We start from the raw sequence: 20,483 nt of genomic DNA, 5'->3' as shown, positions 1-20,483 counted from the left end.
ATGTTTTTACTATAATTATCGCGGCTTTCTATCCCAAACCGACCGAGTTTGAGTGAGGCTCACCTCCGTCAAATCATGATGATCGTAGAAATCTCTAAACATTCCCAATGCCACCGATATGTCTCGACACACCGTTCGATCATCCCATTCATGATCCAAAAAATTAGTGGTTCCGCGAAACGGCGCATCACCCGGCTCCCACCACTCACGAATTTTCGACCGCTCCCCCAATTCTTTTTTTGGACTATATATCAACCGATATTCCCCGGGATGTGATTCCATCCCCAAGTGCGTGTGCAGTCTGATTTTCTCGTCATCGCCAATATTGGCAGCCCACAATTTAACTTGACCACCAAATTCAAATGCCCGCAAAATTCTTGACTCCACGCGCTCCCAAACAGGGTCAGCCATGGAAATTCCAAGCTCATCGGCATTTGATTTATCAGATGAATCCAGCCAAAGAATATTTTTCATTTAAGTTTTTTGGGATCAATTGCAATCCAATCCTTGCCACCCGGAATCCACTTATTAACAGCGCCGGTGACACCATCAACCACAGTTAATTCGCTCAACCCTGCGGCTTGAGCCATATCCATTAAATCGCCAGAACAATACGAACAAGGTGACAATCCTCTGACAACAATAGTCATAGATTGGCCTTGCGTCAGCCCTGCGTTGTATGCCTGTTGAATCACGCCAATTTCCGCATGGGCCTCACCATAGACTCCGTTCGGGTCGCCCGGCGCTACCAATTTTGAAATTAGTGTCGGTTGATTGGGGTCTCCAAATCCGACTCCGCGCGCCGTCTGATTGACATCATAGAACGATTGTCCGCCAATACTCGCATCAGCCGTCACCTTAACGGGTGCGGATGCGCCCGGTAGTGTCTTGCCAATCAGAGGATCAACGGACTGAGCCTTCGCAAGATCGATCGCAAGAGGCTCAGCAGTGGCGGCATTCGCCGTTCCGCCGGATGTGACCGGCTTCGGTACATCCGCTATAGACTTCGACACCACGTCTGACACCGCAGCCGCAACCCGCCCCGCAATCGCCTTAACGGCTCCGGTCGCTAATCCTCCGCCCATAGTCGCGATAATAAAATCTTCGGCGGTATGTTCTGGCGCGATTGCATCCCGCGACGTTCCTGCCTTCGCAATCTGATCTTGGGCGAAGCCCGCCACCTGCTGATTCGTCGGACCGTTCGGATCAACGTAATACTGCGATCCGATCCCGGCCGTCTGAGGGGTTTGGCCTGAGGCGAGTGCATGCGCTGTTCCCCCCGGCGTACCAAACAACGTCGAGTCGTTGAATTGAGCACTGGTCGACTGGAACGTCTTAACCGTGCTGCCATCCGCTACGATCGCGCCGGTCGTGCCCGAGATCGTGTAGCCGGACATCTGATTGATCGCATTCTGTGCAATCTTCAGATTCTGCATAAACGTATCGAGCGCTTGCGAGTTACCAGACGCTTGAGCTGCCTGCACTAACTGAATCTCATACTGCGTGAGCTGCGTCTGTGCCTGAGCGTCTACCTTCGCGCCAGCAGCCAACGTCAGCATATTGGTCCAGTAGTCCGCCAGCTTCGCCTGATCAGCCGGCGTCTTGCCGTTGGCGGCTGCTATACCCTTCGCCACCGTGGAAATCATGGTGCGCTCTTGCGGGTGAAGCTGACGATTGAACAGGTCGGCACTCAATGCACCGTTCGCGCCACTCATCGCTCCAGCCGAACCGCCTAAAGCGCCGCCCGCCGCCGCACCAGCCAGTCCCGATGCCGCATTCGCCAACAACGTGCCGCCCAGTGTATCGCCGAGCGCGTTCCCAACGGCATTGCCAGCCATGTCACCGGCCACCGTGCCAGCGACGGCCCCTGCGACATTGCCGCCCCCCAGCGCCGCACCGATTGCGGCTATACCAGCGTGTGATGCGATCCGAGCCGCGCCATCGTTACCCCATAAAGCTTCCTGTTGTTGCGCCGCCGTGAAATCGGCCTGCGCCTGTGCCATCCCGGCTGTATCGCCGGCGGCACTAGCGTTGGCATATGCCAGTCGGGCCTTGGTTTCGTCTGCAATTGCCTTGTTCTGCAGCGCGTTCGCGACATCCCCCACCACCTGCATACCGACTTGGCCGACCGACTGCTGAACCGCCATGTCGTTCTGCACGTTCTGCGCATTGAACGTGTTCTGCACGGCGCCGTTCGCATTCGCCGTGTCGCGGCTCAGGCCTGCCGTACTGTCATGTCCGGTACCCGCGTCGCCGCGTACCGTCACCGTGCCCGGAGCGACGGCCGCGTAGGTTGTTCCCGACGCGTCGCTGCTCGTGCCCGCCGCCGAGAACCCGCTCGGTCCCAAGCCTTGCGAATTCTGCGCTCCCGGTACGTTGTTCGGGCCTTGTTTGACAGGCGTATTGAGGTTCACACCACCCGGTGTGCTGTTCCCGAAGCCACCGCTCGCGCTGAAGCCGACCGTATCGCCCGAGTAAGAGGCGTGGTTTTCCAGATTCGTAAAGCCCAGCGTCTGCGTCGACAAACTGTTCTTGTCTGGTGTCGCCGTGCTCGCAATCACGCCACCATCGAGTTGCGTATGGTTCCCGACATTCACGTTGTACCCGCCCGTGCCCGCATAGATCCCGCTTTGCTGGTTCACCGACTGATAGTTCGCGTTAATGTTCTGCTGGCTCGCGCTCGCGCTACCGCTGACCGTTTGGCCGTAGCAGAACGGAGGCACGCAAATGCTTGCCTGGAAACCGGCGCTCGATTGCTTGCTGTCGTACGTGCTGGTGTCCTGCTGGCTCGCGATATTGAGGTCGCGCCCAACACTCGCGTTGACGGTATTGCCCGACACTTCCGCACCGCGCAGATTCGTATCGCGTCCACTCGTTATCGACAGTGCATTGCCTGCGGTAATCTGCGTATCCCGGTTCGTGATGCTGTTACCGTTTGCATGGCCGTGCGCCGTGCTCGCGCCCAGTTCAAGCGTGAAACCGTTCTGCTGGCCGCCAATAGCTGCGCCAACACCGATACTGCCGCCGCTGCTGCTATTGCTGCTCGACTGCTGGCTCGTATCCTTCGCGCTCGTCAGGTTGATGTCGCGTGCGGCGCTCAAGTCTACGTTCTGCGCGGTAATTTGTGTCCCACTGGCGTTTATATCGCCATCGGTCGCAAAGCCTTTCGCGTCCTTGGCACCGCTTCCGGTTGCAATGAGCGTTGCCTTACCGCCTGCGTGCAGAGTGCTCCCGTCGTTCGCGACTGAACTGGATTGCGCTTCGCTATGGCTTGTGCCACCGCCGATGCTGACCGTCGCCTTGACCAGTGCCTGATTCGTCGGCTTTCCGTCACTCAACGCGCTTCCAACTTGATACGCGTTGTAAGCCGCAAGTCCGGCCTGAGCCTTGTCCAGCGCCGCCAATCGCGAATCACCTCCACGCGCCGGCTGCGCAAATGCCTGATTGGCCTGCGCGATGGCATTACCGACTGCCCCACCAAGCGCAACACTCACGCCGAACTGGCTGGAATCCTGACTCATGCGGCTCTGCGTCGCGTCCGTTCCCGGATCGAGATTCAGGTTCTTACCAATCAGTGTTAGATCCTTACCCGAGCTCAGATCGGAGCCCGCGACCGTGATGTCCTGCTTTGCATCGAGTGTCACGTTGCCGTTGCCGCTCACAATCTGGCTGCGCATCGTGCTCTGCGTTTGCGACGACGTGTCCTGCACGCTATGGCTATTCGCCACACCGACCGAAAAACCGGTCGCCGTGCCGTTGCTACCGAGGCTGCCAACCTGGTGGCTACTCGATTCCTGGTGCGTCACGTTGGTGTCGAGACCCGCCAGTACATTGATCGCGCCCTGCGTAGCGACGAGATCGACGCCCTGCGTTCCGCTAATGCCCGACCCGACGACGTTAATGTCGCCCGTCTTGCTCTTGATGACGACGCTATTACCAGTGACCGACGACGCCGTTTGCTGGGTCATCGTCTGGCTGCCGTCCGAATTGCTCTGGCTCGCGTTGTACGGGGACGGGCTGTTCCCGCCACTGTTGGCCGTGCCGCCGATCCAGCGAGCGACGTCTCCGAGGCTCGGCGTCGACAGTAGCGCGAGGCTCGTGCTGGAACTGCTCGACGACGTATTCTGCCGAAGCTCATCCGTCGACGCCTGCAGTGTCACGTTGCGGTTGGCATCCAGCGTCGCCGTACCGCCCGCGCTGATCGCCGAGCCAATCACGGCAATATCGCCATCCACGGCGTTCCCATTCGCGTCTTTCTGCGCACCTCCGGTCGCTTTCACGGTCACGTTGCCGCCACCACGCACCGTGCTTCCCGCATTCGTCAAACTCCACATGTCGGTCGTACTACTGCTACGGCTCCGACCGTACGTCACCGAAATCGACGGCACATCGGCAGCACTTGCGCCGATTTCGGTCAGCACCGATTGGCCACGCTGGAAACCGTTGCCCGAGGACGCATCCGCTTTCAGGTTGCGCGCCGTATCAAACGGCGTACCAGTGACCGCCACCGTTAACCCGCTCGAATGCGCTTCTTGTTGATCGTGCGATTGCGCACGGTCCTGTCCAGTGTCAATCGTCACGTTCTCGCCGGCAATGCTGATGTTACCCGTCGCGCCCTTGACGTCACCCACCGCCTTGCCTGCGACCACATCGCTGCCGCCGATATGAACGTCCTTGCCGGCCGACACCTTCACGTTACCTTCGACGCTGCCGACGGAACTGCGCGATTGGCTCTGCGTCGTCGAAGTTGCGTTATACCGATCGCTCTTTTCGCTCGATCCGATCGTGATACCCAGACCACCCGAGCCGGACAGGCCCGAATGCTTCTCTTGGTGGTACTCGTTGTCCTGATACGTGTTGGTCGCTGCGGTGATGTTGACATTGCCCTTGGCCGACAGTGCCACATCGTGCGTCCCGACAATGGAGCTACCGGTGACGTTGATGTCTTTCCCGCTTACGACCGTTACGCCGTCGGCCGAGATCGTGCTTCCATTGGCATACGTGGTGGTCTGATCGACCCGGTTTGTCGCGCTCGCGTGACTTGCGACGCCACCGTGGTCGTGCGACTCGTCCATGTTCGACACATGGGTTTCGGTCACCGCGCCGACGTTCACGTTACCGACTGCCATCAGGCCCACGTTGCCCTGGTCAAGCGAGATCGTGCTTCCGATGACGTTGATGTCCTTGCCCGAAGCAACGTTCACGGTATTGCCGCTATGCACCGCCGCGCCAACTACGGCCTGGTCGGACGTGTGCAATGTTTCAGAATAGCTGCCGTGGTGATCGCTACCCGAACTGTTGCTGTCGACCGTCGAGGCAGTGCTCGCCGCGCCGAGCGTGACATTCCCCTTGGCGGCGATCGTGCCCCCGTTGCCCAAGTTGATTTGCGCGCCGGTTGCGGTCAGATCGCCATTCACCCCGATCATCGACACGCCGCCAACATTCACAGTACTCGCAACCACACCATTGATGTCGGTATTCGATACGCCATTCGCGCGCTGCACGATTTTGTGTTCGCCGACTTGCTGGGTACCGAGGTCGTAGTTCCCACCAACAAGCAGGCCGAGATTCCCGCCAATTGTCAGCGCACCCGCATGCTGTTCAAGGTTGCCCCCGGTGATGATCGCCGCGTCACCTTTGACATCGAGGTAAGCAATCGGCCCAAGCGTCGTCTTGACGCTCGTCGCACCGTCGCGGCTTACCTGGGTGTCGGTCTTCACTGCGGTATCGAGAATCAGGTCACCGCCTGCGTTCAGGTTCAAGCTGCCCGCCTTGACCTTCGCCGATGTGAGGTCGACGTTACCGTCCGTCTTCAGCGACATGAGGCCGCCGCTTTGCAGCGCACCGAACGCGTTGTCGATCTGCTTGCCTTGAATCGACAACGAATTGTCCGCCTTCAACGTGCCGCTGTTCGTGAAGTTCTGCGCGTCCTTCAGATCGATGTCGGTGGCGGTGATCAGCGGACCATTGACGTTCTGCTGATTCGCCTGTGCCAGATACACGACCGGCACGAGCACCGACTGACCGTCGACCACGCGCGTTTCCATCATGATCACGTTACCGGTCAGCTTCGATACCTGCTCGGGAGACAGGCTCGCGCCAATCGGCAAATTGAGTTGCTTGTCCAGCGCTGCACCCGCCGCCATAAGCTGCTGATACATCGCCTGAAGATCCGCGTACGGACCCAACACCGCGCGGCCCGTCAGCGCCGTCACCTGATTGCGTACAAGCTGCTGCTCATAGAAGCCGTCACCCAGGCGCTTCGGAATGTGGGTGAGGTCAACCCCGATCTGACCGAAAAAGTAGTCGCTCGAAATGAAGTTCTTCTGGTTCGTGAACGCCGGATTTGTCTCGATCACGTAGTTCGCATTCGGCGACGGATTCGGTCGGTACAAGCCACCCTGCGGAATCGTGAGGTTGTTCAGCACGTTCAACGCAGTCGCGCTTGCAATGATCCGATCGACTGGTGTTGAGGCACCGCCATGCACCGGTGCCGCCGATTGGGCACCCGCGCCCGCGATCGCCCCTCGAACGGCGCCGCCAGCCGTTGCAGAAGCCGTTGCATTGCCATTGAGCGTGGCAGGCGTCACGGTCGCCCCCGAGCCCGTCGCAGCGCCGTTGAGCGAGACAGGCGTCAAACCCGTGACCGATTGACCGGGCAGCAGACCGAGCGACGGAAGCGATGCGTTGCCTGCGGTATTGTTGATGCTCACGCCCGTGCCGGAAATCGTGCCGTTCGAACCCAAGGTCGAATCGTAGCCCGGCAGCTTGTAGGTCTTGACGTCCGCTGGTGCGACCTGGGTATAGCCGCCCGGACGACTCGTCACGAACGTGGCATCGCCAAACGGCAACTGCCAGTTGTGCTCGGAGTTGTCGTAGTTGTTGTAGTGATACTGTCCCGAGTACGTCACCGTCACGGTCGGTGCCTGCTGGCCCGTCGCCGCCCAACCGTTACCGTCATAGTTTTGCGGCAAGTGGAGATTGCCGACGGCCGTGATGCTGCTCCAGTAGTTCTGGAGGGTACCGGTCGATGACGCATCGATCTTGCCGCCCGACACAATCTGCGCGGCCGGACTCAATGCCGTGACCGTGTTCGCAACGGCGGTGCCGGTATAGGTTGTGTACTGGTAGCTGCTGTTCCATTGACCGCCGTGAGGCGGCTCGATGTACATGCCGCCCGGCTGTTTGATCAACACGCCCGCCATATCCGGCGTGAGGTTGTCGGACCGAATACCGTAACTCGTCTGACCAGTGCAATTCCCCGCGAAATACGCCGCGCAACCTGACAAGCTGATGCCGTATTGTGCAAGTACCGCCGGATCGACGTTACTCGTGCTTCCCGTGGTGCTCATCACGCGACGCGTGCTCGTCACCTTGTCGGCGTGCAGCTCCATATCGCTGCCGGACTGAATCAAGGCCGACGAGTTATTGACGAGTGCCGCATTCGTGTAATTGCCGCTCGCGTCCTTGCCGCCCGCGAGTACAACCTTACCCATCCCGAAAATCGCCGTCGTCGGCATCGAATCGGTCGCCGTCGTGTCGTCACGGTTTTCGATGTCGTGCGCGAGGATTTCAAGCTTGCCGTTGCTATCCGATGCGCCAATCAACGCCGTCGGCCCGACGTTCGACACCGTGCCGGTTGCGTTGAGCGAGACGCTCCCGCCCACCAGCGACCCGGTATTGGACAGATTGCTCGATTGCGTATGCAGCAGTCCACCGGCCGACAACGCGCCCGAATTGACGATATTGGCCGCGTTGATGTTCAGGCCATTGATGGTTTGGAAACCCGCGTTGTTGGTGAACGTACCGGGCAGCGCAAAGGTAAGATCGTTACCGACGTTGAACTGTGTACCCGGCGTTGTCGTGTAATCCCCTTGCAGATTCACGCGTACATCGTGCGCTGCGCTATACGCGCCGCCGCCTTGCAGTGTCGGAGCCGTGATTGCCAGATCGTGCGTGGCGCTGATGTGCCCGTTCGTATTCGTGAGTGCGGCGCTCGTCGTCACGTCCACGTCGCCGCTCGAATTCGCAACGCTGCCGATTTGTCCGCCGCTGTTGTCCAAGGTCGTCCCTTGAACATGGAGGCTCGCACCGCTCAACTCCCCGCCCTGCGTGTTGGAAATCGATGTCGCGCTGATCGTGACGTCGCCATTACCGGTGATCGCGCCCATGCCCGACACGTTGCCTGCGCGGCTGTTCGTGACCTGGCTGCCGCTTTGCACAGTCATCGCGCCCGTGCCGAGGTCGGTAATGGCCCCGTCAGCGTTGTTGACCGATCCGGAATGAACCGCGAGCGTGCTCGTGTCGCCGGCCGTCGCCTGCCCGGCCTGAACGTGCCCGGCCTGGTTCACCAGCGCGCCGCCGTTCGTCAACGACAGAGACGCGCCCGCACGCACCAGCCCTTGTGCGTTGTTCACGTCGCCCGCAACCGTCGCCGTGACGCCGCCCTGTGCCGCGAGAATGCCGTTCGAGTTGTCCCAACTGCTCGCATCGACAACCGCCTGCCCCTTGGTGACAATGGTCCCGCCTGCATTGTTCAGCGCACTCGCACCGTTACCCGGCTCGATTGTCAGCGTCCCGGTACCGGCATGCGTGATCGTGCCGGCTGCATTGTTCAATTGGCTAGCGGCCAGCGTCAGGTCCGTACTGTTCGTTTGAATCACGCCCGCTGCGGAGTTGTCGAGCGAACCGCTGACGTTGACAGCCATGGCCGACGAGCCGTATTGCGTGATCGTCCCGCCGTGGTTCGTCAGGTTCGGTGCGGTCAACGCAAGTTGGTTGGCTTCGAGCTTGCCCCTGCTGTTGTCGATCGTTGAACCGGCCGTCACGGACAGGCTGGACGCGCTGACCGATCCACTCTGGTTCGTCATCGAGCCCGTGTGGATCGACGCATTCGTGCTCGCGCCGATCTGACCGCCGTCATTCGTCAGCGTGCCGCTGAAAACGCCAAGGTCCGCGCGGGACTGCAACTTGCCGTTCGTATTGTTCAGCACGTTCCCGACTGTCGCCGTCACCCCGGATTTGCCGTTGATCAACCCCGATGTATTGTTCAGCGTGGCCGAATGCTCCACGACGCGACCGTTGCTTGCAATCGACCCGCCAACGTTCGATACCGATCCCGTCGCGTTTCCAAGCGTCAGCATGCCGCTGCCGACATGCGTAATCGTGCCGCCATCGTTCACGAGTGATGCAGGGGAAAGCGTCAGGTCCGTACTGTTGGTTTGTAGCGTACCGCCATTCGAATTGTCGAGCGTGCCGCTGACGTTGACAGCCATGGCCGACGAGCCAAGTTGCGTAATCGTGCCACCGTGGTTCGTGAGATTCGACGCGCTCAACGCGAGCTGATTCGCTTCGAGCGAACCGTCATTGTTGTCAAGCGTCGAGTCGGCCATCACCGACAGATTTGGCGCAACGATCGAACCGTTCAGGTTCGACATCGAGCCCGTGTGGATCATCGCGTTCGCGCTTGCGCCAAGTTGGCCACGGTCGTTCGTTAGTGTCCCGCTGGAAACAGCAAGGTCCGTACTGGACAACAGCTTGCCATTCGTGTTGTTCAATACGCCGGCGATCGTCGCCGTCACCCCGGCTTGGCCGTTGATCGCTCCCGAGGTGTTGTTCAGCGAACCGCTTTGCGTGATAACTCGTCCGTTACTCACGATCGAGCCGCCGACGTTCGACATCGAACCAGCGCCATTGCCAATCGCCAGCGTGCCGGTACCGGCGTGCGTAATCGTGCCGCCATCGTTCACGAGCGAAGCCGGAGTCAGCATAAGATCGGTGCTGTTCGTCTGAATCACACCGGCTGCCGAGTTATCGAGCGTGCCGCTGACGTTGACAGCCATGGCCGACGAGCCATATTGCGTGATCGTGCCGCCATGGTTCGTCAGGTTCGGTGTGGTCAATGCGAGTTGGTTTGCTTCGAGCTTGCCGCCGTTGTTGTCAAGCGTCGAATCAGCCGTCACCGACACGTTGGACGCGCTGACCGATCCACTCAGGTTCGTCATCGAGCCCGTGTGGATTACCGCATTCGTCGTCGCACCAATCCGCCCCCCGTCGTTTGCGAGCGTGCCGCTCGTGATGCCGAGGTCCGTATTGGACAGCAGCTTGCCGTTCGTATTGTTCAGCACGCTACCGACCGTGGCTGACAGGCCGGTTTGGCCGGTGATCGAACCGGATGTGTTGTTCAGCTTGGCCGATCGCTCCACCACGCGCCCATTGCTCGCGATCGTACCGCCGACGTTCGACACTGATCCCGTGCCGTTGCCGAGTGTAAGTGTGCCGGTGCCCGCATGCGTGATCTTGCCGCCGTCATTGACCAGCGACGCAGGGGCGAGCGTCAGGTCGGTACTGTTGGTTTGCAACGTACCGCCGTTCGAATTGTCGAGCGTGCCGGACACGTTCACGCTCATCGCGCCGGTGCCGATCTGCGTGATCGTGCCGCCGTGGTTCACAAGGTCGGTCGCATTCAACGACATCTTGTCGGCCTTCACGACGCCCGCGCTATTGTCGAGGGCCGTGCCGGTCAGTTCTGCCGTCTGAGCGACAATCGAGCCGCCGTTGTTGATCAGGTGCGCACCCGCATCGACCGCTACCGTTTGCGTAGCCTGCAAAGCGCCACTGCTATTGTCGATCGCTCGTCCCGAGACATGCAGATTCGTATTAGACGTCATCGTCCCGTGGTTGGCGACGTTGCCGCCGTGCACGGTGACGTCGCCGTTGCCACCGATCACGCCGCCCTGCGCGCCGTTCGCGGTCGTGCCCGCTGCGTTGGTCAACTGGCCGCTGGTCGTTACGGAGAGGCCGTCGCTATTGAGCGACGTCATCCGACCTGCCGTGTTGTCCAGCGATGCACTGGCCACTGTCATGCCGGCCGCGCTTTGAACGGTGCCCTGATTGTTCGCGATGGCGCCGCCACGTACGTCCACCGTGCGTTCGGATACCAGTTCGCCGGACTGGTTGGCGATCTGACCGGCGACATTCACCGACAGCGCGCCTTGCGACGATATCTTGCCGCCCTGGTTCGACAGGTTGCCGCCGGTCAGCGTCGTGCCGTTGCCACTCGACAGGCTACCGTGGTCGTTGATGACGGTGCCCGATGCGTTCGCCTGAATGGCGCCTTGCGCGCTCGTCGTCGCGTTCGACAGATTCACGTCGCCGGCCGTCGCGTTCAGCGACAGATTGCCGTTCGCGGCGGTCTGGCTGCCGGCGAGATTCACACTGCCGCTCGTCAGCGATGCGTTACCGCCCGCCACATTCTGGCCGATCGCGGTCAGTTGGCCCGACACAATCAGGTTCAGGTCGCCGCTGTGCGCGACGGAACCGTCGTTGTTCACACCCGCGCCGAGCGTGCCGGTCGAATTGACGCTGCCGGCGTTGATCGCCGCATTCTGCTGCGCCGCGAGCGTCCCGCTGTTCGCGAAATCGGCCGCAGAGTTCGCCGACAACGATTGTTGCGCATACGTGGTGCCGCTATTCTGGATGCCGCCCGAGGCGGACATCGCGAGGTTGCCGCTCGCCGTGGTCTTGCCCGTGAGCACGAGCCGACCATCCGATTGCAACGTCAGATCGCCTGCCTGCGCCGCGATCGTGCCAGCGTTCGCGACACCCACGCCCGAGGAGTTGCCGACCAAAAACACCCTATTGGCATACATGCCGCCCAACTGAGCCACATCGATCGCGACAGCCGGGGCAGGACCGTCACCCGCGATCGGCGTCGTGGCCAGCGTGTCGTGATTGACCTGATTCGCACCCGCGATTACGTTGAGATTCTTCGCATAGATCGCGGCGTTAGCCTGTACAGCGCGGGCGATGATGTCAGTCTGATCAACATTCGAGGTATCGAGGCCCGCACCTTGCACAGTCACGAGGCCGCGATTAACGTTGAAACCCGTCAACGATCCGTCCGCGCCGAACTGCGGCACACCGGTCGTCAGGACCGCCCGCGACGTATTGATGAAACCACCTCCGTCCACGACGATCCCGGCTGGATTGGCGAGAACGATCTCCGCGCGGCTTCCCGCGATCTCAACATACCCCCTGATCTGACTAGCCGCGGTGCTGTTGACCTGGTTGACGATGATGCGCGCCGCCTGCCCCGCGCTCAGGTTTGGATTGCCGTTGATATAGCCGGCCTGCTGCGTGTTGACGATCGTCGACGCGTTGTTCAGGATCGCGCCGCTCTTCTGAACGTCGAACTGGTTATAGGTGTTCAGTGACACGCCGCCAGCGCTCGGCTTGTTGATGTTGACTTGCGGCAGGCCGTTGGGCGTCTGCACCACCGCGGGCGCGTGAGCCCCTCCGCCGACGATCTGCGCAGTCGCCCAAATCGGATTCATGCCGGCTGCGACCAGCGCGCCGAATGCAGTAACCCGTAACGCGAACTTCGCTGCCGGATGATGCTCGCCGCCGCGCTCGGCGACGCGGCGAGTCTCGCCCGTATTTGTTTTCCCCGTCCTGCTGGCCGTCTCTTCGACGGCAACCAACATACCCCGTACGCGGCTGAACACCAGCCGATAATGGTTTTTGTTCATATTCTTGGTCTACTCGCGATTCTCGTTCGATCCGCCCTCACGGCCTCGAACATCGCATGGAAGCTAATTGAAACCGTGGAAAGGCCGCGTCAATCCGATTATCTTTATTTTATGTAATGACATATTCCGTCAACTGCAAATATCGACGGTATTGTTAACGGCAATCCGCGCGAATCTTACCTCATCCATCATTTCGAAAAAATCCCTGACAGAATTGCGAGGTCGAATCGGCATGCGACCAGTAATCGGCTCCCTTGCAACCGCGTATCGGGATTACATCATCGGAGGGATTTGATCCGTTCAACCGCCGTGCTCTCGACACGCCGCGACCGCGGCCGCCACGACAGCAACCACCGCGCCGCGCCGTCGAGCGACGTGCACAGCACCAGATAGATGACCGCGACGAACAGGAAGATCGGCGCCGGATACACCATCAGCCGGTTGTTCACCTGCGTTGCAACGAACGACAGTTCCGGCACGCCGACGATATACGCGAGCGACGTGTCCTTCACGAGCGCGACCCACTGGTTGACGAACGACGGCGTCATGATCCGGATCGCCTGTGGCAACAGCACGTAGCGCACCGTCTGCCAACGCGTGAGCCCGAGCGACAGCCCGGCCTGCCATTGCCCGTCGCCGGCCGCGACGATCCCCGCATGCACGGCATGCGCGAGATACGCGCCACCGATCAGCGCCAGCGCGCACACGACCGTCGCGAGCCCCGGCACATCCATGTGCAGCAGCACCGGCATCAGGAAATACGTCCAGAAGATCAGCATCAGCACCGGAATCGCGCGAAAGAAGCCGATGAACGCGAGCAGCAGCACGCGCGCCGGGCCGCGTGCAAGCGCCATCGCGACGCCGAGCACCACGCCGAGCGCGGCCGACGCGATCGCGGACGCGAGCGCCAGCACCAGCGACAGCGCGGCGCCGCCGAGCGGGCCGTCCGGAAACGCGCCGACCAGCAGGTACGGCAGATTCGAGAGCAGCAGCGAAAGATCCATCGTCAGCGCCCCGCTCCGAGCCGGTCGCGCCATTGCGTGGCCGCATACGCGCCGGCTTCGATCGCGGCCACCGCCGCGACGTACAGCAGCGTCGCGACGCCGAATGCGGCGAACGTCTTGAACGTCTCGGTCTCGACCTGCCGCGACGCATACGACAACTCGGCGACGCCGATCGCCATCGCGAGCGACGAGTTCTTCACGAGATTCATGTATTGGCCGAACAACGGCGGCAACGCGATGCGCACGGCCTGCGGCAGCACCACGTAGCGCAGCGACTGCATCGGCGTGAGGCCGAGCGCGGCCGCCGCGTCGTGTTGCGCACGCCGCACGCCGCGCAGGCCGGCTTCGCATTCCTCGGCGACGAAGGCAGCCGTATAGGCGCTCAACCCGACCCACCCGGCCACGAATTCGAACGACGGCCACGCGAGCGTGAACGGGCCCACGCTCACCGCATGGCGCGCATTGAGCCACGCCGTCCACGTATCGGGCAGCAACGACGCGACACCGAAATACCAGAACAGCAACTGCACGAGCAACGGCGTGTTGCGAAATGCAATCACGTACGCGGCGGCGGCCGCACGCGGCGCCCTGCCGCGCACATGCCGCATCACGGCGAGCAGCAGCCCGCCGACGGTCGCGGCGACGGCCGACGCGGCCGCGAGGCCGAGCGTCAGCAGGAAGCCATGCCAGAGCCAGGACAGATATTTGGGAGCCAACCCGAGCATGCTGGGAAGCGCGCACGAAGCGCGCGATCGGAGGTATACGAACAACGCCGCGCGGCCGATCTTCCGGCCGGTCGCGGCGCGCGTGCGGAAGCAGTCAGGTCTTGTCGCCGATCCGGAAAATGCGCGTGAGCGGCGTCTTCGTCGTCGGCCCGAACCATGCGTCGTAGATCTGCGTGGCGCGGCCGCTCGCCTCGAGCCCCTTCAGCGTGTCGTTGACGAAGCCGAGCAGGCGCGTCTCGCCCTTCGGCACGCCGACGCCCATGTAGTCGTTCGAGATCGTGAACGCCGGGATCTCGTAGTTCTGCTTGTCGGGCACGTTCGCGAGCAGGCCGATCAGCTTCGGGCCGTCCTGCGTGATCGCCTGCACGTTGCCGGCGCGCAGCGCGGCGAATGCGAACGGCGTGTCGTCGTACGCGACGATCGTCGCCTTCGGGAATTTCTCGCGCAGCGTGATCTCGTTGGTCGTGCCCTTGTCCGCGCCGACGCGCAGGCCGTTCAGCTGGTCGGCCGATTTCAGCACGCCCTTCTTCGCGAGAAACTGCTGGCCCGACGAGAAATACGGGATGCTGAAGTCGACCTGCTTCGCGCGCTCGTCGGTGATCGTGAAATTCGCGAGCACGAGGTCGACCTTGCCGGAGGTCAGGAACGGAATGCGGTTCGCGGGGTTGGTCGGCTGCAGTTGCAGCTTCACGCCGAGCTTGTCGGCAAGCGCCTTCGCGTAATCGACGTCGAGACCGACGATGTGGTTGCTTTTCGCGTCGACATAACCGAACGGCGGGTTGCTGTCGAACGTCGCGACGCGCAGCACACCGGCCTTCCTGATGTCGTCGAGACGGTCCGCATGCGCGACGGTGCCTGCGGTAATGAGCGCGACCCCGACGAGCCACGTAGCGAGCGTGTTGATTTTCATGAGCACGACCTGACTTGTTATGAGGCCGCCGCGGATCGCGCGGCGGCACGGTTCGAAAAACATCGCGGCGAAGTGTGTCGTCGCGAAGCCGCTAACGTATCAGCGCGTGCGGCGAATCCGAACCAACAAATGGTGCTTTGCTCTGCGGGTTTCGTGATGAGGCCGGCGGGTCGGCACCGGCTTGACCACCGATCGATGCATCGCGTTCACGGAAACGTCAACGAGAATTCCGCGCCGCCACCGGCATAGCCGGGGCCCAGCTCCGCATCCGTACCGGTGCGGATGTACTGCGCGCTCAACGGCATGACGGCCATGTCGCCCGTGCGACGCATCGGATACTGGACGGCCGCGCCGGGCTCGCCGTATGCAATCCGCTCGCCGGTCAGCGCATTCGTCATCACGATGTTGAACCCGCGCGCGACCTTCTGGCCGGCCGGTGCGCTCAACTGCAGCAACGTCTTGTCCGGATTCGGCTGCGTGGCCTTGTCGCGGAAACTGATCAATGGCTTCGCCGCTGCCGCGCACTGGCTGAGCGAAATATCGAAACTGACCGGCTTCGACATCGCGTTCACGGTTGGAAAATTGTTGATCGAGAAATTGCCGAGCGTGACCGGCACGATCATGTTCGACTGGATCTCGCAGCGGTTCGGCACCTGGATCTCGCACTGGCTGCCGATGCAGACGTTGCCGACGCCGACGAAGGTCTTCACCTGCTTGCACAGGTTGGGCGGCGTCGTTTGCTCGGGTACCACCACCGTGCTGCCGATCGAAGCGACACCTTTTGGAAAGTCGATCGCATAAATCGCGACGGTCGGGCTGCCCAGCAGGTTCTTGACGACCAGCTTGCCCTCCGGCAATTGCGACACCGGTTTGTCGAGCACCAGAAATTGCCGGAAGCGCACCATTCGCGCGTCGTTGCCGCCTCCCACCGGTAGAGCAAGTTCGGACTTTGCGGTTACCATCGGCAGCGCGCTCTGCAGCAGCGTGCGCTCGCTGCTGTCGTCGGACACGCCGGCCCATTTGAAGCCGATCCCGCTCACATTCGTCTGCGCAACACCGTCCACGACCACGCTGCCGGGCATCCAGTGTGCGGCGCTCACCAGTTCGTGCGCCGTCGGCGCGACGCCGTACGCGAACGAGACCATCAGCGAAACCGTGCGTTGATACAGGATCGCGCCGACCGGCGTCGTGCTCGTCAACGGCGTGATCATTCGCCAGGATGACGCGTCGGCGTTGCTGAACGTGCACCCCAGCGCCGTCGCGCCACTGCTGCTCTGCGCCATCGCGTTCGTGCCGAATGCAAGGATGCATCCCGCCGTCGCCAGGCGACGCATCGCCCGGCCGACTCGCCAAAGCCAGCGCCGTCGAATCGTCTTCATGCTGCCCTCCCGTTGAATCGGCGACGGGCGCCGGCCATGCTCGCCCGCCGCCTGCTGCATTACTCGATCACACCGAGATTGAGACCGGCGATCTTCTGCAGCGCAGCTTCGCCGGACACGGTGCTGTTACGGAAAATGCCGCGATTGATGCCGACGAGGCCGCCGAAGGTCTGGTTCGGCCGTCCGTCGACGCGTCCGCTTGCGTCACCGCGCTCGACGAGCCCGGCGTTCAGGCCCACCAGACCACCGAGCGTCGCGCAGTAGGCGGCGCCGACCGTCCCCCATGCCGATACGTCGCGCATCGTGCCGAGGTTTTCGCCTGCGAACCCGCCGATCGTGCTCGACTGGCCGCCCATCACCTTGCCAGCTGCAGACGCGACGTCGATCGTGCCGAACCGCCTGTTGGCGCCCGCGAATCCGCCCACCGACGCACTCGTGCCAGCCACCACGTCGCCGCTCGCGTTCACACCAACCAATTCGGCATCGTTGTTGCCGACGAAGCCGCCCGTCTTGCTGTAGCTGCCGCCCATCGTCTTGCCGCGTGCGACCGAGTCGACAATCCGGCCGCCGAGATGACTGCCGACGAAACCACCGTTCGCACCCTGGCCGCCCGTTACCGCACCATGCGCTTCCGCCATGTCGATGAACGCGTCGTCGCCGAGGTTGATGCCGACGAAACCGCCCGTCGAACCTGCCGATGGGCTCGACACGGTGCCCAACGCCTTGCTGTCGGCCACCTTGCCCTGGTTCAGCCCGACGAAGCCGCCGACTGCCTGCGCGTATCGGCCGTCCACGGCACCGCTCGCGCTCGAACCGGTGATCGTGCCGGTATTGTTTCCGGCAAACCCGCCTGCCGTGCCGCTCGAGCCGCCCGTCACGCGCCCCAGCGCCGTTCCGTCGACGATCGTGCCGAACAGGTTCGAACCCACGAACCCGCCGACGTTCGCGCTGGCGACATACGCGCCCGATGTGGTGCCACGGCTCGTCGAGCGCAGAATTTCACCGCGCCGATTCACGCCGACGAGACCGCCGACCGACGCGCCGCCGGAAACGGTCGCGTTGGACTCGCTGTCCGACACGACGCCGGCACGCTGTTCCAGTCGGTTCTCGCCGACCAGCCCGCCGACGGCATCCGACATGCCGTTGCCCGTTACCGATCCCGAAAACTGCGCGTGGGAAAGCTCGCCGCTATTGATGCCGACGAGACCGCCCAGCACGTTGCTGCGGCTGGCGCCGGCACTCATCCGCATGCCCGTCGCCGTCACGTTCGAGATCTTGCCGGCGTTTTCGCCCACCAGCCCGCCGATCGCGACCGGACCGACGCCCGAGGCTGCGCTGACACGCAGCGACTTCAGGTTGAGGTTGGCGATCGTGCCGGTGTTGCGGCCGAACAGCCCGGCATAGGCATCGCTGCTCGCGATGGCGAGATTGCTGATCGTGTTGCCGAGGCCGTCGAACACGCCGGCGAACGGCGTGCCCGAACCGATCGTCTTGAGCGACGAGCCGTAATAATAGGAACCGACGATATCGTTGCCGAGCACATACAGTGCGTCGAGATTCGCGTTGACGGCCTGCAACTGCTGCAGATTCTGGATCACGGTATAGCGATAGCCGTTCGACTCGAAACCGGCGCCAGCGCCCGACAGCGTCACGGCCGCACCGCCCGCGAGTGCGTGCGCGACGCCGTAATCGAGCGTCAGCAGCGCGTTGGTGCCGGTCAGCGCGATCGGCGCCGCGATCCGCACGTTGTTCTTCGCGGCAATGGCCATGCTCGCATTCGCACCAGTCGCACGCAGCGCGCCGTTGATCGACACGTCGCCTTGCCGGCCAGCGAGCGTCAAGCGATTGCCGCTGGCCCAGGTTACCGGGCCGTCGACCGACAGTTGGCCGCGTTCGGCGATCAGCTCGACATCGGTGGTCGCGAGATTGCGCGACAGCGTATCGGCCACGATCGTACCTGGCTGGTTCGCGCCCGCCTTGACCGACATATCCGACGATGCGATGCGCCAGGTGCCGACGCGTCCGTTGGTTGCGCGCGTATCGACCCTCGCGCCAAGCGCGATCTTCACGTCGGCGCCGCGGGTTTCGACCGTGCCGCCGTCGCCCGGTGTCGACGCGCTCGCGTTCATCACGCCCGCGACGTTGACGGTGCCGGCGTCGTAGCCATCCAGCGAAATCCGGCCCGCGACGTTTCTGAGCGTGCGCGCCTCGATGGTGCCCTGGTTGTTGACCACGGTGCGCAGCAGCGTATCGGCGGTCTTCGCGCTCATCAGCACTTGCCCGCCATCGGCCTTCAGCAACTGCGCGTTGCTGACGAGCGCATCGACGATGCCTCGGTCGATCTGCACGTTGAGCAGCTTGCTGCCGTCGAAGTTCAGCGTGGCGTCGCTCCCCGCGCCCAGCGCGACAGTGCCCATCTGCGCCTGGATGACCCCGTTGTTGAAGACTTTCGCGCCGAGCAGCGCGATCGCGCCGCCTTCGCTCGCCACAAGATTGCCGAAGTTGCGCACTTCGGTCGGAGACTGGCCGGAAAACCGGTAGCGGCCTGCGTCGAAGTCGTCGTTCTTGATATCCAGCGTCGTCGCCACCAGGCCGCCGACATTGACCTGTGCGCCCTTGCCGAACAGGATGCCGTTCGGATTGACGAGGAACACGCGGCCGTTCGCATCGAGATTGCCGTAGATTGTGGTGCCGTCCTGGCCGACGACCCGGTTCAGCGCGATCGACGCCGCGGACGGCTGGTTGAACTTGACGCGCTCGCCTTTGCCGATGTTGAACGCTTGCCAGTCCGTCACGAGCTTGTCGCTATGCTGGTTGATCGACATCTGCCGCCCATTGTCGTAGCGATGGATGTCGCCGTTCCCGGACACGATCTTCTCGCCTGTCGGCAGTGCATACGCCGACGTCGCCGCGCCGCCGGCGAGCAGCGCCAGCACCGCGACGACGCGCGCGCGCGTCGCCGACTTGCCGCGCCGGCGCACCCGTTCGCCGGCGACCTGCCACGCGCCTTGCGCGTCATTCCATACCAAAGAATAGGTCTTGTTCACGTTCGTTTTTCCTTGTTGTGGTTGAATCCCTGCCGATGCCCACGGCAGGACGGGTACTACAAGCTTTCACGCGCCGCCCGTTATGGCGGCGCGAGCCGCGCGCGGTATTCGTGCGCGGCGCCGCTGTCGTCGACGGCGTCGAACACGATCTCGCCCGGCCCCGCCCCGGCCTGTGTGCCGACCGGGATCTCGACACGGCCGAACGGTGCGATATCCATTACCGTGTTCGCCGGCATCGCGCCCTTGCCGTTCAGCAACACACGCGTGAGCGTCACGTAGTACGGCGTGGGATTGAGCGCGACGAGCGGCGCCGGCGACGCCGCCGCGTTCGCGCCGGCGTGCGACCATGCGAGCCGGTTCGGCGCCTCGTCCGGGTCGCCGTCGAGACTGGGCGGCCGAACCAGCAGCTTCATTCGCAGCCGGTACGCGATGCGCAGCGCGTGCTCGCCCGCCGGTGCGGCCGGCGGTACTTCGAGCAGGTTGATCCAGAAACAGGACTCTCGATCCGCGGCAAGGCCGCCGCCCAGGGACTGCACACGGATCGTCAGCGGCTGCCCCGGATCGAGCCGCGCGAGCGGCGGCGAGACGACGAAGGGCACACGCAGGCGACCCGGATCGGCGTTCGGATCGCCATCGTCGAGCCACGCCTGCACGAGGATCGGTGCGTCTCCGTCGTTGCGCGTGAAGATGGTCAGTGCGCGCGCGTCGCCCGGATAAACGAAGCGCGTGCCGACCACGGATAACGCTGCGTCGCACCGCATCGTGCCGATGCTCGCAACGCAGCCGAGCACGGCCGCACACACGACCCGCACAACGACGGGGCGATGGCGCCAGCGGGGCCGCAGCGTGTGGATGACGGCGTCGAAACGGGATGTCGATCGATGCATG

9 protein-coding genes are annotated in these 20,483 nt (G+C 62.7%); 1 reads left to right on the top strand and 8 read right to left on the bottom strand.

Features of this window, described 5'->3' with window-relative positions; genetic code table 11:
• Positions 1-15: 15 nt before the first annotated feature.
• From LGM42_RS05730 to LGM42_RS05705, 6 genes are all read right to left on the bottom strand, one after another.
• On the bottom strand, positions 16-474 hold the full coding sequence (locus LGM42_RS05730; protein ID WP_226231758.1) for a DUF6911 family protein: 459 nt from the start codon (positions 472-474) through the stop codon (positions 16-18).
• Positions 471-12,530: a hemagglutinin repeat-containing protein gene (locus LGM42_RS05725; protein ID WP_319001439.1), complete on the bottom strand. Its 12,060-nt coding sequence runs from the start codon at positions 12,528-12,530 to the stop codon at positions 471-473. The genes LGM42_RS05730 and LGM42_RS05725 overlap by 4 nt, the downstream gene beginning before the upstream one ends.
• A 278-nt stretch (positions 12,531-12,808) precedes the next feature.
• Positions 12,809-13,534 (bottom strand): amino acid ABC transporter permease, encoded by a 726-nt coding sequence (locus tag LGM42_RS05720; protein ID WP_226231757.1) that lies wholly within the window; start codon positions 13,532-13,534, stop codon positions 12,809-12,811.
• A 2-nt stretch (positions 13,535-13,536) separates the two neighbouring features.
• Entirely contained in the window at positions 13,537-14,259 is a 723-nt protein-coding gene (locus LGM42_RS05715; RefSeq protein ID WP_226231756.1) for an amino acid ABC transporter permease, read from the bottom strand.
• A gap of 94 nt (positions 14,260-14,353) precedes the next feature.
• A complete protein-coding gene (locus tag LGM42_RS05710) occupies positions 14,354-15,169 on the bottom strand; it encodes an ABC transporter substrate-binding protein (RefSeq protein ID WP_059584343.1) in 816 nt (271 codons plus the stop codon).
• Positions 15,170-15,375: 206 nt separating this feature from the next.
• Entirely contained in the window at positions 15,376-16,368 is a 993-nt protein-coding gene (locus LGM42_RS05705; protein WP_226231755.1) for a fimbrial protein, read from the bottom strand.
• Between LGM42_RS05705 and LGM42_RS05700 the strand changes: the two genes are divergently transcribed.
• Positions 16,358-16,564 (top strand): hypothetical protein, encoded by a 207-nt coding sequence (locus tag LGM42_RS05700; RefSeq protein WP_226223262.1) that lies wholly within the window; start codon positions 16,358-16,360, stop codon positions 16,562-16,564. The two genes, LGM42_RS05705 and LGM42_RS05700, sit on opposite strands and share 11 nt — an antisense overlap.
• Positions 16,565-16,607: 43 nt before the next feature.
• Here the strand turns inward: LGM42_RS05700 and LGM42_RS05695 are convergent, their stop codons facing one another.
• Together LGM42_RS05695 and LGM42_RS05690 are read right to left on the bottom strand one after the other, a co-directional pair.
• Positions 16,608-19,595, bottom strand: a complete 2,988-nt coding sequence (locus LGM42_RS05695) for a GLUG motif-containing protein (RefSeq protein WP_226231754.1) — start codon at positions 19,593-19,595, stop codon at positions 16,608-16,610.
• Positions 19,596-19,675: 80 nt separating this feature from the next.
• The gene (locus LGM42_RS05690; protein WP_226231753.1) at positions 19,676-20,482 is read right to left on the bottom strand and encodes a molecular chaperone; all 807 of its coding nucleotides are present in this window, start codon (positions 20,480-20,482) and stop codon (positions 19,676-19,678) included.
• Position 20,483: the final 1 nt, after the last annotated feature.

The organism is Burkholderia sp. AU39826, assembly GCF_020419965.1.
In the GTDB taxonomy this organism is placed as follows: domain Bacteria; phylum Pseudomonadota; class Gammaproteobacteria; order Burkholderiales; family Burkholderiaceae; genus Burkholderia; species Burkholderia semiarida.
Note: the sequence above shows the minus strand (reverse complement) of the source record. Positions and strands in the feature narration are given on the sequence as shown.